Raw genomic sequence first — 14,436 nt, 5'->3', positions numbered from 1 at the left:
AGGTTTGGAATATTTAAAAGAGTTGTCTTGCATAAAAAATAGTTAATGTGGCGGACTCTTGAGGAAAGAATCTGCTTTTTTTTATGTTAAAATGAAATTATGAATTCAAAAGAATTATTAAAGATTGCCAATGAGTTTGGCACCCCGGTGTATGTTTATGATGCTGAATCTATCAAAACTCAATATGAAAAACTTACATCTTCTTTTTTAAAACACACAAAGTTCTTTTATGCCGCAAAGGCATTGACTAACATCAACATTCTAAAGTATGTCAAGAACCTGGGTGCTTCTTTGGATTGTGTTTCTATTAACGAAGTAAAGCTTGGTTTAAAGGCAGGATTTACTAAAGAAAAAATATTGTTTACCCCAAATTGTGTGGATCTTGCTGAAATTGAAGAAGCGATGCAATATGGAGTGCACATTAATATTGATAATATCTCTATTCTTGAGCAATTTGGAAATAAATACGGAGATACTTATCCGATTCTCGTAAGAATCAATCCTCATATTTTTGCCGGAGGAAATTATAAAATATCCACAGGTCATATCGATAGCAAGTTCGGTATTTCTATTCACCAGGTTCGTCATATCGAAAGGGTAATGAAGAGTACCAACCTTAATGTTGAAGGTCTTCACATGCATACAGGAAGTGAGATCAAAGATCCCGATGTTTTTTTACAGGCATTGGATATTATGTTAGAGCTTTCTGAGCATTTTCCTAATCTGAAATACCTTGATATGGGAAGCGGTTTCAAAATTCCTTATCAGGAAAGTGAGATGGAGACAGACGTGAAAACACTGGGTAAAAAAGTTGAGAAAGTAATTGCCGATTTTTCTAAAAATACAGGTAAAAAATTTGAATTATGGTTTGAGCCCGGAAAATTCCTTGTTGGGAAAAGTGGATATCTTTTGGTAAAAGCTAATGTTATCAAGCAAACTACAGCAACGGTTTTTGTAGGGGTTAATTCAGGATTCAATCACCTGATCCGTCCTATGTTTTATGATTCTTACCATACTATTGAGAATTTATCGAACCAAAAAGGTCCTGAAAGGATTTATACTGTGGTCGGAAATATCTGTGAAACGGACACATTTGCCTGGGATAGAAAATTAAATGAAGTGAAAGAAGGAGATATTCTGGCCTTCCATACTGCAGGAGCCTATGGTTTTGAAATGAGTTCGAACTTCAACTCCAGACTGAAGCCAGCAGAAGTACTTTTCTTAGATGGAAAGGCTCACCTTATTCGTAAGAGAGACGAGTTTGAAGATCTTTTGAGAAATCAGATTGAAGTAATTTAAATTAAAATATGATGAGCTCCGCAAGAAATTGCGGAGCTTTTTTTTAGATGTTAATTAAGGTAAATTAACAGACTATACCGATGGGGTTCCTAAAATAAATCATTAAATTTGATAGGGATATAGATTTTCAAACCCGAAAAATCTCAATCATCTATTTCCCTTTTTCTTTATTTCCAAAAATAATAAGTACCAAAAAATATTAATTATGGCAAAAAATATAGCAGAACAAATTGTTGAAATGCTTGAGAACGCAAATGTGAAAAGAATTTATGCAGTAACAGGTGATAGTCTTAATCACTTAAATATAGCGGTTAAAAAGAGCAGCATTGAATGGATTCATGTGAGACATGAAGAAGTTGGAGCATATGCCGCCGCCGCAGAAGCGGAACTTGATGGTTTTGCCGTTTGTGCCGGAAGCTGTGGCCCCGGACATGTACATCTTATTAATGGCGTTTACGAGGCGCACCGGTCCCATGTACCTATGTTGGTAATTGCATCTACGATTCCGAGTGAGGAAATGGGGATGGATTATTTTCAGGAAACGAATACGATAAAGTTATTTGACGATTGCAGCCATTACAATCAGATGATTACCAGACCTGAGCAGGTTCAAAGAACAGTGCAGACCGCGATCCAGCATGCTATTTCCAAAAAAGGAGTTGCCGTAATTGGCCTTCCGGGAGATGTTTCTGAACTGGATGCAGAAGAGGCGACAACTTCCGCTCAGATATTTAGAACGAATCCGGTTATTCGTCCATCGGACGAGGAATTGAATAACCTGGCAAAACTTATTAACGAAAGCGAAAAGGTGACCATCTATTGTGGGATTGGAGCTGAAAAGGCGAATGCTGAAGTTATAGGATTATCACAATATTTAAAAGCTCCTGTAGGATATTCTTTCAGAGGAAAAATGGCGATTCAGCCTAATAATCCCAATGAAGTAGGACTCACGGGTCTGCTTGGTTTTCCTTCTGCTTATCATGCCATGCATGATGCGGACCTGGTTCTTCTTTTGGGAACAGATTTCCCTTATGAGAAGTTTATGCCTGTAAAAAATAAGATTGTCCAAGTCGATGAAAGCCCTGAAAGATTAGGGCGAAGAGCTAAACTGGAATTGGGTCTTGCAGGAGATGTAAAAGAGACTATTAAAGCATTAATGCCCCTTTTAAAAGAAAAAACAGATGTTCATTTCCTGAATCAGCAACTTGAGTTTTATGAAAAAGTAAAAGAAAATCAACTTACTTATGTAAAAGATTCAGGAAAAGAAGATGCCATACAACCGGAATACGTTGCCCATACTTTAGACAGGATTGCAAAAAATGATGCAATTTTCACCGTGGATACCGGAATGTGCTGTGTTTGGGGAGCAAGATTTATAACGGGTACAGGAGAGCGTAAAATGCTGGGCTCTTTTAACCATGGATCCATGGCAAATGCGATGCCGATGGCTATCGGAGCATCATTGGCATACCCGGGCAGACAGGTGATTGCCATGTGTGGAGATGGCGGACTGTCGATGTTACTGGGAGATATGGCTACAATTTTCCAATATAAGCTTCCGGTTAAGCTGATCGTTTTTAACAACAGGGCTTTGGGCATGGTAAAGCTGGAAATGGAAGTAGGAGGAATGCCGGATAACGAAACGGATATGATCAATCCTGATTTTGCAATGGTTGCGCAGGCAATGGGCTATCCTGGAAAAAATGTTCATAAACCGGAAGAGGTTGAGAGTGCTATTGAAGAATGTCTGAACTATAACGGACCTTATCTTTTAAATATCTTTACGAATCCTAATGCCCTGGCATTGCCGCCAAAAATAGATTTTGATCAGGTGGTAGGGATGACCAAGTCTATGGCTCAGCTGATGTTGGGTGGTAAAATGGAAGAAGTTCTTGAAACCGTAAAGAGTAATTATAAGCACATTAAAGGATTATTGTAATGGATAATTCTTTAAAGAAACTGTATGTTGTTGCTTGGATATTTGGACTTGTATTTTATTTTTTAGACTATGTGATCAGATCTGCTCCGGCAGTAATGATTCCACAGCTGATCAATAATTTCAATACAACGGAATTGAAGCTGATCAGCATGGTAGGCACCTATTACTATACTTATTCCACCTGTAGTCTGATTGCCGGAATCGCTCTAGATAAATTCGGAGGAAAAAAATCCCTTTTTACCGGAGCGTTGATATTAGGGATAGGATGTTTATTGTTCCTGTTGTCTTCTCAAATTGCCGGAATTTCAGGAAGATTACTGCAGGGAGCAGGTTGTGCTTTTGCCTTTCCTGGATGTGTTTATCTTGCAAGTAAGGGGTTTTCGTCAAAATCCTTGGCAACGGCAATCGGAGTTACCCAATGCGTAGGAATGTTGGGCGGAACTGCCGGACAGTTTGTGGTAGGGCCCTGGGTGGAAGAAGGAGTGAATATTGATAGCTTTTGGTTATGGTCGGGAATTATAACAGTGATTACAGCATTAGGATTATTCTTTGTTATTCCTAAAGAAAAAAGATCTGAACAATCATCGGGAGTGTCAAAACCGGTAGGTTATTTAGAACCGTATAAAATCGTGTTTACAAATCCCCAATCCTGGTTATGTGGAGTGATTTCAGGATTGCTATTTGCACCGACAACCATATTTGCCATGACCTGGGCAGTAGCATTTTTCCAAAAAGATAAAGGGTTTATTTTTCATGAAGCCGCTATCACAAGTGCTATGGTTGCCTTTGGATGGGTTTTTGGATGTCCTCTTTTGGGATTTATAACCGATAGGCTAGGAAAAAGAAAGCCTGTACTTGTTGGCGGAGCCGCTTTGATGATCTTAAGTTTGCTTCAATTAATTTACTTACCGGACCTGTACTCGGCAAAAGTGAGTATGTTTATTTTTGGATTAGGTTCAGGAGCGGCAATGATTCCTTATTCTGTCATTAAAGAGGCTAATCCTGATTATGTTAAAGGAAGTGCTACGGGAGCTATTAATTTTATTACGTTTGGAGTAACTACCTTATTAAGTCCCCTATTTAGCCGATGGTTTGGGAAGAATTTAGGTATAGCACCGGGAGAAGAGCATTTCCATAATTCTGTGTTGTTTTGGATAGGTGGAATTGTTCTGGCAATTTTTATTTCAGTATTGCTTAAAGAAACCGGAAGTAAGGCTAAAGAAGATCTTGTGATGCAATAATAAAACGTTTGTGTTAATTTTATTTAGAATTATAAATCTGGTCATATGAAGGTTTTGATTTTATTTTTATCGCTTTTAATATCTGTTTTTTTATTTGGGCAACAGGATGTTGAAGATCGGGATGATTCTTTTATTACGGAAACCAATAAGAATATTTTAAAAATTGATATCAAGGAACCCTTATTACAGATTGCAATTAAAAACTGTACAGACTTTAAACCGGCTGCCTATGAAGGAGGGGCATCAGTTTACAAAGAAACGCTGCGAAAGTATATGTACAATTATCTTAATTCTGACTTTTATGTACTGAACGGGGATTTCAATTTTATCATAACCATCAATGAAACTGGCAAGGTTGTAGGGATAGATGGTTCTCCAAAGGTTGCGAACAGCAAAATATTTTTTGATGATATGAAATATATTGTAAGGAGAATCAAAAAGAACTGGATACCTGCTACCTGTAATAATAGACCAGTAACTTCTCAGATAAAGATAAAAATGAATTTATCATCTATGGCTACAGATTTATAGTCCCTTTTTATTAAGGTTATTTTTATGGAGAATCATTGTGTATCTATTGTTTAAAGACAATTAAAATATTTATATAATCCAATTAATTGGCTGTATCTTGAAGCCCTTCTTTTTAGAAAAGATAATCCTGCCATTCTGTCACAATATTTTGTATCTTTGCAAATTGATTATAAAAGTTTAGCATTCTAAAGTTGAAGGGAGTGCTTTAACTTTGTGATTTAAAACTTAAATTGATTATTGTGCAGGAAAAATATATAGACGAAACGAAACAGGGAGAAGCTTTTGCTATTGCTGAAAAAGTTGGGAATTCTAAGAAATTATTTTTAGAAAGCTACGGCTGTCAGATGAATTTCTCTGACTCTGAGATTGTTGCTTCTATCCTTAATGAACAGGGATATAATACCACCCTTAAAGTAGAAGAAGCAGACCTCATTCTTTTAAATACTTGTTCTATACGTGAGAAGGCTGAACAGACCGTAAGGATGCGTCTTTCTCAGTTTAAAAACCTCAAGAAAGAACGACCAAATATTACGGTGGGTGTTCTTGGATGCATGGCGGAGAGATTAAAAACTAAGTTTCTCGAAGAAGAACAGCTTGTTGATCTTGTTGTGGGTCCTGATGCCTACAGGGATCTGCCTAATTTATTAAAGGAAACAGAAGATGGCAGGGACGCGATCAATGTTATTTTGTCCAAAGAAGAAACCTATGCAGATATAAATCCTGTCCGTCTGGGTGGAAATGGAGTAACCGCGTTTGTAACTATTACAAGGGGGTGTGATAACATGTGTACCTTCTGTGTTGTTCCTTTTACAAGAGGAAGAGAAAGAAGCCGTGATCCACATTCAATTCTTGAAGAATGTAAAGATCTTTGGAATAGCGGATATAAAGAAATTACCCTTTTGGGGCAGAACGTAGATTCTTACCTTTGGTATGGAGGTGGACCGAAAAAAGATTTTGCAAAAGCTTCTGAAATGCAGAAAGCTACGGCCGTTGATTTTGCTCAGCTGCTTGGTTTAGTCGCTCAAGCGGTTCCGGAAATGAGAATAAGATTCTCTACTTCCAACCCTCAGGATATGAGTCTTGATGTATTCAGGGTCATGGCTAAGCATGAGAACATTTGTAAATATGTGCATCTTCCGGTACAAAGTGGAAGTAATAATATGCTGGCTGCAATGAACAGACAGCACACCAGAGAAGAATACTTGGAACTTATCAGAAAAGCTAAGGAAATTGTTCCTGATATCTCTTTTTCCCAGGATATGATCATCGGTTTTTGTAATGAAACTGAAGAGGATCACCAGGATACCCTAAGCTTAATGAGGGAGGTAGAGTATGATTATGGATATATGTTTGCTTACTCTGAAAGACCTGGTACTCCGGCCCATAAAAAGATGGAAGATAATATTCCTGCAGATGTTAAACAGAGACGTTTGGCGGAGGTTATCGCTTTACAGGGAGAGCTTTCTAAAAAACGGATGAAATCCTATGTAGGAAGAGTGCATCAGATTCTTATTGAAGGAGTTTCCAAAAAGAATAAAAATCAATGGAAGGGAAGAAATTCCCAGAATGCTGTTTGTGTATTCGATATGCTGGAAGGTCAAAAGATAGGTGACATTGTGGATGTTTTTGTATTTGACAATACACAAGGCACGCTTTTAGGGGAAACAGTTAAAAACTAATCTACTTTTTACAGGAGTAAATTATAAACTATAAATTATTATCAATAACCATAAAATAGACAATGGAAAAGCTTCATAAATATTGCCTGAGTGTTTTATTGGTAATAATCTGCAGTAATATTTCAGCACAAAACACAACCTGTTCTGCTGAAAATACCACCATTCATAGGCTTTATGATGTCTATCATCAGTTTTTAAATTCTAAGGATTGTGAAGGATCTCATCTTTCAGAGAGAAAGCATAAAATTCACTACACCGCAATCAGCCAAAAGCAAAACGCCGGAGATCTTAGTTCAAATAGAGATCATAATCCGGGTTTTAATGAGCATGGAGGTAGAGGTGAAGCTGGAAAATATGATGAGATTCTAAGGAATTTTGAGAAAAAAGCGGCTGGATATGCATCTGCTAAAGCTTTCAACTTTAAAAGTAAAGTTTCCAAAATCAGAAACAAAGATTATTTGGATATAATAAGTTAAAATTAAAATTTAAACTTTTTTATTTAAACAAATTAATGATGCTTACTAAAACAAAATTGAAGGTAGGCGAAATTTAAGATCAATAATCTAATTTACTTATGAGTAACGACTTACAAAATATAAAAAACCGTTTTGGAATAATTGGTAATTTTCCTGCATTAAACCGTGCCTTGGAAAAATCTATTCAGGTAGCACCAACAGACATTTCCGTTCTGGTCATTGGGGAAAGTGGTGTAGGAAAAGAATTTATCCCTAAGATTATTCATTCAGAATCCAGAAGAAAACATCAGCCTTACATCGTTGTCAATTGCGGTGCTATTCCGGAAGGAACAATTGATTCCGAATTATTTGGACATGAAAAAGGAGCATTTACCGGAGCTACAGCAACTAGAAAAGGTTATTTTGAAGTGGCAGATGGCGGGACAATATTCCTGGATGAGGTGGGTGAACTTCCTTTGCAAACACAAGTCCGCCTTTTAAGGGTTTTAGAAAGTGGAGAATTTATGAAGGTTGGATCTTCTCAGGTACAAAAGACCAATGTGAGAATTGTTGCTGCAACCAATGTAAATATGATGAAGGCGATCCAGGACGGACGGTTCCGCGAAGATTTATTTTATCGTTTGAATACCGTGCAGATCGATATGCCGCCTTTGAGGGATAGAAAAGGAGATATTCATCTGCTTTTCAGAAAGTTTGCAATCGATTTTGCTGAAAAATACAGAATGCCTGAGTTGGTTTTAGAGCCAAGTGCAGTTCATTATATAGAAAATTATAGCTTTCCCGGGAATGTACGTCAGTTAAGAAACTTAGTTGAGCAGATGACCGTGGTGGAAAGAGAAAGAAATATAAGCGTTGAAAAACTGGCGGAGTACATACCGACCGAAAGCCATTTGCCAATGGTTGTTAATACGCCTAACGCTCAGAAGCAGAGTGACTTCGGAAACGAAAGAGAGATTATGTATAAAATCCTGTTTGATATGAGGAATGATATCAATGATCTGAGATCTCTGACTTCTGAATTAATAAAAAACAGAGGAGCAGGCGATCTAAGTTCCCAGGAAAAAACTTTGATCAACAGACTTTACACTTCGGATTCACAGCAAAATACTAATGCTAATTCTCTACTCTATTTTGAAGATAATCATCCTGTAGTCCAGACTCCAACTATTATTTCGACTCCCGATGATAGTTATGAAGACATTCAGGATATAGAGATTGAAGAAAATAAGCCGGAATCGCTTTCGCTTCAAAATAATGAAAAAGATTTGATTATTAAAGCATTAGAGAAGCATAAGGGACGTAGGAATAAAGCAGCTGATGAGTTGGGCATTTCACAAAGAACACTATACAGAAAGATAAAACAATATAATCTAGAAGACTAAGTATGATGAATAATAAGGCAAAGCCTGTCGAATTTAAACTAAACGAATACCTGAGCAAAGGCCTGGAACTTTTAAAGAAAGATTTTGGGAATTTTATAGTAGCTTACATTTTGTGTATGATAATGTCAATTATACCTTTTTGTGGACTACTGGCAATGGGTAATTTTTACAAATATTGCCGGAAAATCAATAAAGGAGAACAAGCAAGTGTAGGTGAAATTTTTAATTTCGATGATTTTTTACCTTATTTTATCGTACAGCTGATCATTATAGGTGGAGTTTTCGCTCTTTATATTCCTATGTTTATTTTTATTCCTTTTACTTCTGTAGTGGATGGAGATGCTGTTCCGCCCGCATTCGGATTATTTATGGTCCTTTATATATTCCTCATTGTAATTGCTGTTTTTATTGTAGCTTTACTTGGGTTTTATATTCCGGGGCTCATATCTCTTAAAAAGGTTAATGATATAAAAACAGCATGGATCATGTCGAGGATTATGACTAAGAATAATCTCTTGACTATCTTTTTATTTGCGATTATTGTTGGGTTTCTTTCCCAGATAGGAATACTTCTTTGTGGTATTGGTATTCTTATCACAATGCCTTATTTTTATACAACCCATTACTTTGCGTTTGAGGATGCAATCCAGCAGATAGAATATGATGAAATAAAAGAAATCGGAACGAAAAATGAATTTTAACATTAAGAATATCAGTATAATGCGCCTGAAAATTGTTGGGTTTTTGTTACTTTGCTTAAGTACCCTAAACTCGTGTTATAGTTTTACCGGATCGTCTTTAAAAGACGAGAAAACGATTCAGATTAATGAATTTCCCAATAATGCGGCTTTAGTAAATCCTACTTTATCTCAGCAGTTTTCTACCGATATTCAAAATCGTTTTCTACAAAGAACGACGCTAAAAGGAACAAAAGAGAATGCGGACATCTTAGTGGAAGGAGAAATTACGGACTATTCTATTACTCCTACTACTATTAGCTCCAATACTCAGACAACAGCTACGGGAGGAGTTATACAAGAATCTCAAAATAAGCTAACGATCACTGTAAAAGTGCATTATGAGAATAAACTTCATCCTGACCTGAGTTTTGACCGTACATATTCAGATGAAGCAGTATTCAACAGCAGCTTATCTCAAAGTGCGATAGAAACCTCGCAGGTTAAAATTGTAAACGAAAGAATCATTAATAAGATATTTAACGATATTGTAGCGAACTGGTAAGATGAATAGCAGAGTTTTAGAATTATTAAAGAACCCCAAAAACATTCAATCGGAAGATCTTCATCTTTTGAAAGAAGAAATTAATTCTTTTCCCTACATTCAGAATATAAGAGCTTTACATTTATATGGTATCCATCTTTATGATCAGGAAAGCTATCAGAAGGAATTGTCTACAACTGCAGCTTATACCACTGATAAGAAGATCCTTTATCAGCTTATAAATGGTAAAATTCAGGAAAAAACGAAACCTGCAGCTCCTGAAAATAAAGTGGTAACGGATAAAGAGAATGCTTCAAGGTATTTTCCTAAAAGTAAAAGCTTCCCGATCAAAAGGGAAGAGCTACCTGAGAAGGTACAGACTAAAGAAGATGCAACTAACAAGCTGCCAGCACCACTTCCGGAAATTAAACATATTTATGTAAACGGTGAACGAAACAGAATTTTGTTTGAAGGAGAGGAAAACTTCCTTGATGATAACAATATCGAAACAATTGACTTAGAATCTACGCTGGAATCAGGAACGATAGTTACACAAAAGCAAATACTCCCTGAAAATTTACCTTTAGAAAAAGAAATTACTGAGCAATTACCGGCTAAAGAAGATAAAGTAGAAGAGTCCTCAGAAATAAATGCAGAGGAAATAGAAACGGCGACTTCTTCTGAAGCTGAAATTATTGAAGTTCGGGATACAGAAGAAACAGAGCTTACTTCGGATGAAAATCAGGATTTTACTGAACCTGAGTCACAAACTTACACCCCGGAAGAAATAATCAATGAGGATCAGATTACATCCCCTGTTGAAAAAGAAGAAATAACCGATGATTCGGAACTGAGTTTCCATGGTACTGATTCCTTTATGCCGGAAGTGAAGATTGAATCTGGCAGCAACGATGAGGTTGCTGTAGCTGAAGTTGCACAACCGGGACTCAATAAGCACGAAGAAGAAATGAGAAGGCTTATTGAAGAGGTAGAAAAGAAAATGAAGGCAACTAAGGCTGTCACTGAGGAAAAACGAGATCCGGAACCAGAAATTCTGAGCCGTGATATTAATTTTTCAGAAACGCAGAGTTTTCATCCTGAAGTTGAAAAAGGAATTGAAGCGGAAGAGATACAAAAAGCTGAACCGGTGCACGAAGTGACTAATCTTGCAGAAGAGATCAAAGCTGAAGCTCACCAGGAAGAATCAGAACCTCGAATTGCCACAGAAGTGAAATCAGAATGGAAGCCTATGAGTTTCGAATCCCATACTCCCGATTCACTTATCAATAAACCGGCACCTGTTTCTCAACCAAAAGAAGAAGTTGTACCGGCAGAACTTCCTGAAGAAGAACAAGCACCAAAAGAAGAGACAACGCACCAGATTGTTAAAGAGGATATAGAAGAGCAGGAACCCGTTCAGGAAGAATCAGAAATATCTCAGGCAGCTTCTGTAGAAGAAAATAAAGAAGAAGCCCCTGTGATGAATGTTTCTTTCTTCAGCTCAGATATTTCAAGTTGGACGATGGCTACTAAGAATGATGAAGAAAATGATAACAATACGGAAGATGTTGCATCTGAGAAACCTCATGTGGAAGAGGCCACTGCGGATCCTGCTGACAGCAATGTTCCGGGATTTATCAATACATGGCAGAGTTGGTTAAAGATAGATCGTACTGAGAAAGATCCTGAAAAGGATAAAGCTGAGCTTAAAAATAAAGTGATTGAATCATTCATTGAGAATAATCCTAAAATAAGCCAGTTAAAAGATGAGAGCAACTTCGTTGTAAAAGAAAAAAACGATGATATCTCACATTTAATGACGGAAACACTTGCACGATTATATATTGAACAAAAACTATATACAAAGGCGATAAAAGCTTTTGAAATATTAGCAGGTAAACATCCTGAAAAGAAATCGTATTTTGAAGATAAAATACAGGAAGTAAAAGATATAAGAGGGAAAAATTAAAATTTAAAAATGAATAAGAGAGTAATAATACTGATTGTTGGATTTCTTGTTTTAGGATTCTTGCTTTCATTTTTATTTTATCCTCCAAAAGAGTTTTATAAAGGGCTGAAAATGTCTTATGCATCGGTTTTTTTCCCTTTTGCTTACGCCATTTATAAAACAGTTCGTTCGAATAAAAATACAGAAGGCTGAATTCATATTCAGCCTTCTGTATTTTTATACTTTATCAATAGTCTGTTTACTGCGTTTTAATTTTCGCCAGGCCTTACGTCCCATAACAATTACCATAATTACTAAAATAACAGCCAGTATAGCCGCAATAACAGGAACGGCCATAGCCAGAACGGACATAATTCCTGCACCTGCTGTTTCACTGGTCCCTACAATAGAATTGCCTAAGCCTCCTGTGGTGGCTGTGGAGGCAGCCCTGATTCCTGCAAATCCGGAACTGATTGTTGCGGCAGTTCCGCCTCCGGCAATAATAGCCAATGCCCATTGCGGAAATGTTCCAAAATCGGCAAATTGGCTTGCGAAAAGGATAGATCCTGCAATAGTTGCCAATGGAACAGACAGTGTATCCAGCAGATGATCAATAAATGGAATATAATAGGCTAAAATTTCCGCGATCGTAGCAATGCCTGTTGTAATAAGTGTTGGGAGCCCGGCAAGCCATTCAAATTGATCATTCATAGGGATCCAGTGTAAGTAGGATGCCAGGCTTACGGCAAACAGAGGAAGGAATACCCTGAAGCCTGTTGCTGCGGACAGGCCAATGCCAATGAATGCACTCAATACATAAGGGAGATAGGGAATATTGTCTAACATGTTAATTTTCAAATTGGTTGTGTTCCCTAAAGTTACAAAAACTATTGTAAGCTTATCTGAAAATTACAAACAATATGAGGGGGTTACTGTTTTTTCTGAGCCTGGCACAGTTTGATGAACTGGGCTTCTACATCCTGGAACTTTTGCGGAAGTTCAGGGGAGATCCAAAAAAGCATTGCCATCGTCCTTTCTCCAAAAGATTCTTTAAAAAGATCTTTATGTAAGCGATAGCATTCTCTCAATAATCTTTTGATACGGTTTCTGTGAACTGCTTTTTTAAAATACCTTTTCGATACGGAAACCCCGAATTTAGAAGCTTCAACAGGTAAATTAGGTTTGTCCTTAAGTAAAATAATTCTCAGATTCCCATTGGTTCTCCATTTACCTTTTTCGAAAAGCAAGGTGATGTCATTGGTCTTTTTGAGTTTTTCCTCCTTTGGGTATCTGAAATTCTGCATTAGCTTTTTTTTACTAAATGATTAATAACTTCTGCCGCTGCATACAATCCAAAAATGGCAGGGATATAACTGATAGTCCCATAAAAAGATCTTTTGTAATTTGTTCCATCTGTCATTTTCAAACTTTCTTCATTTTGAAGTTCATTAGAGAAAACACAACGGATGCCTTTATTTATTTTTTCCTTTTTAAGCCTTTTTCTAACCTGCTTGGCCAGATAACAGTTATGGGTTTTACTGATGTCTCTCACCATTACTTTGCTTGGATCTGTTTTTCCTCCTGCTCCCATAGAGCTTACGATCTTAATTTTTCTTCTTCTTGCAGCAATTAACAATGTAAGCTTTGGAGTTACGCTATCAATACAATCAAGAATATAGTCAAATTTGTTTTCATCAAGGATCTGATCCATTCTTTCAGGATTTAAAAACTCATTGATAGTTATTAAATTAAGTTTTGGATTAATATCTAAGAGTCTTTCGGCAACGATTTCAACCTTGTGCTTTCCAATAGTAGAATGTAATGCCGGTAATTGTCTGTTAATGTTTGTGATATCTACCGTATCGCCATCTACAATCGTCATATTTCCGACCCCTGATCTTGCTAAAAATTCAGCGGCAAACGAGCCTACTCCACCTAATCCTACTACAAGAACAGTCGCTTTATTCAACTTTTCGAGTCCTTCTTCCTTAATAAGAAGCTCTGTTCTTTCCAACCAATACTTATCCATTTTTTATCGTCTCTAAATTTTCTAAAATTTGTTTGTTTAAGTTTTCCCGAGAAATACCTTTTATTTCCGAAACTTTGCTGTACAATAATTCAATATTAAAATCATCGTTATCGGTTTCTAAAAAGATTTTATCTAAAGCAGTAATTTTCAAAATATTTTGCAAAGATAAATTATACAAAACAGCTTTTCCAAAACTCAAATAGAAATTATTCTTTAGCAGATCTTCAGCGATGCTTTGTTTTTTATTAAAACCATGAATAATCATAGGCTGTTCTGCCTTTTTTTTTAATGAAATGACTTCGTAGAATTTTCGGACACAATGAATAACCATCGGCTTTTTTAATTCATTCGCCAATTTGATCTGTCTTAAAAATACACTTTCCTGGATTTTCATATCAACCGGAACAAAGCTGTCAAGGCCACATTCTCCTATAGTAAGGCAATTGTCATGAATTACGGAATCCAGCCAGTTGAACTGCTCTTCAATCTTGTCCGGATCAATATCTTTTGGATGAATACCCGCAGAATAAAATGTACTGGGTATAGTATCTCCGATATCCAGATTATAGATACCGTCGCAGACATTTTTTTTATGATGGTGAAAATCAAAAAATTCCATTATCAAAAATACTATAATTTGGAATTAATTTAAAATTCTTAAACAAACGTTTATAAATATGTTAAAAATTTC

15 protein-coding genes are annotated in these 14,436 nt (G+C 36.5%); 11 read left to right on the top strand and 4 right to left on the bottom strand.

From position 1 onward, the window contains the following. Positions 1-99 precede the first annotated feature (99 nt). From lysA to G9C87_RS11910, 11 genes are all read left to right on the top strand, one after another. Positions 100-1,299, top strand: coding sequence for a diaminopimelate decarboxylase (gene lysA / locus G9C87_RS11960; RefSeq protein ID WP_172281404.1), 1,200 nt, complete (start codon positions 100-102; stop codon positions 1,297-1,299). A gap of 205 nt (positions 1,300-1,504) precedes the next feature. Further along, on the top strand, positions 1,505-3,238 hold the full coding sequence (locus G9C87_RS11955; RefSeq protein WP_172281402.1) for a thiamine pyrophosphate-dependent enzyme: 1,734 nt from the start codon (positions 1,505-1,507) through the stop codon (positions 3,236-3,238). Next, positions 3,238-4,479 (top strand): MFS transporter, encoded by a 1,242-nt coding sequence (locus G9C87_RS11950; protein WP_172281400.1) that lies wholly within the window; start codon positions 3,238-3,240, stop codon positions 4,477-4,479. The genes G9C87_RS11955 and G9C87_RS11950 overlap by 1 nt, the downstream gene beginning before the upstream one ends. A gap of 45 nt (positions 4,480-4,524) precedes the next feature. Then, positions 4,525-5,010, top strand: coding sequence for a hypothetical protein (locus tag G9C87_RS11945; protein ID WP_172281398.1), 486 nt, complete (start codon positions 4,525-4,527; stop codon positions 5,008-5,010). Between the two features lie 239 nt (positions 5,011-5,249). Then, positions 5,250-6,689 carry a tRNA (N6-isopentenyl adenosine(37)-C2)-methylthiotransferase MiaB gene (gene miaB, locus G9C87_RS11940; protein WP_172281396.1) on the top strand — a complete coding sequence of 480 codons (1,440 nt, stop codon included), beginning with the start codon at positions 5,250-5,252 and terminating at the stop codon, positions 6,687-6,689. Between the two features lie 62 nt (positions 6,690-6,751). Then, entirely contained in the window at positions 6,752-7,165 is a 414-nt protein-coding gene (locus tag G9C87_RS11935) for a hypothetical protein (RefSeq protein ID WP_172281394.1), read from the top strand. Positions 7,166-7,263: 98 nt separating this feature from the next. Further along, positions 7,264-8,547: a sigma-54 interaction domain-containing protein gene (locus G9C87_RS11930; protein ID WP_172281392.1), complete on the top strand. Its 1,284-nt coding sequence runs from the start codon at positions 7,264-7,266 to the stop codon at positions 8,545-8,547. Positions 8,548-8,549: 2 nt separating this feature from the next. Next, complete coding sequence (locus G9C87_RS11925; protein ID WP_172281390.1) at positions 8,550-9,248, top strand: hypothetical protein; 699 nt, start codon at positions 8,550-8,552, stop codon at positions 9,246-9,248. After that, positions 9,238-9,789, top strand: a complete 552-nt coding sequence (locus tag G9C87_RS11920) for an LptE family protein (protein WP_172281388.1) — start codon at positions 9,238-9,240, stop codon at positions 9,787-9,789. The genes G9C87_RS11925 and G9C87_RS11920 overlap by 11 nt, the downstream gene beginning before the upstream one ends. 1 nt (position 9,790) lies before the next feature. Beyond that, positions 9,791-11,737 carry a hypothetical protein gene (locus G9C87_RS11915; protein WP_172281386.1) on the top strand — a complete coding sequence of 649 codons (1,947 nt, stop codon included), beginning with the start codon at positions 9,791-9,793 and terminating at the stop codon, positions 11,735-11,737. Between the two features lie 9 nt (positions 11,738-11,746). Beyond that, complete coding sequence (locus tag G9C87_RS11910) at positions 11,747-11,929, top strand: hypothetical protein (RefSeq protein WP_172281384.1); 183 nt, start codon at positions 11,747-11,749, stop codon at positions 11,927-11,929. Positions 11,930-11,953: 24 nt separating this feature from the next. On the opposite strand, the gene G9C87_RS11905 is transcribed toward G9C87_RS11910, so the two are convergent. From G9C87_RS11905 to G9C87_RS11890, 4 genes are all read right to left on the bottom strand, one after another. Continuing rightward, on the bottom strand, positions 11,954-12,562 hold the full coding sequence (locus tag G9C87_RS11905; RefSeq protein WP_172281382.1) for a DUF4126 domain-containing protein: 609 nt from the start codon (positions 12,560-12,562) through the stop codon (positions 11,954-11,956). 83 nt (positions 12,563-12,645) lie between these two features. Beyond that, positions 12,646-13,020, bottom strand: coding sequence for a ribonuclease P protein component (rnpA, locus tag G9C87_RS11900; protein WP_172281380.1), 375 nt, complete (start codon positions 13,018-13,020; stop codon positions 12,646-12,648). Further along, positions 13,020-13,745: a ThiF family adenylyltransferase gene (locus tag G9C87_RS11895; RefSeq protein WP_172281378.1), complete on the bottom strand. Its 726-nt coding sequence runs from the start codon at positions 13,743-13,745 to the stop codon at positions 13,020-13,022. The genes rnpA and G9C87_RS11895 overlap by 1 nt, the downstream gene beginning before the upstream one ends. Beyond that, positions 13,738-14,364 carry a TatD family hydrolase gene (locus G9C87_RS11890; RefSeq protein WP_172281376.1) on the bottom strand — a complete coding sequence of 209 codons (627 nt, stop codon included), beginning with the start codon at positions 14,362-14,364 and terminating at the stop codon, positions 13,738-13,740. The genes G9C87_RS11895 and G9C87_RS11890 overlap by 8 nt, the downstream gene beginning before the upstream one ends. Between the last annotated feature and the right edge of the window lie 72 nt (positions 14,365-14,436).

The sequence above is a fragment of the Chryseobacterium sp. LAM-KRS1 genome, assembly GCF_013184525.1.
GTDB lineage: Bacteria > Bacteroidota > Bacteroidia > Flavobacteriales > Weeksellaceae > Chryseobacterium > Chryseobacterium proteolyticum.
This window is presented reverse-complemented; position numbering and strand designations above follow the sequence as displayed.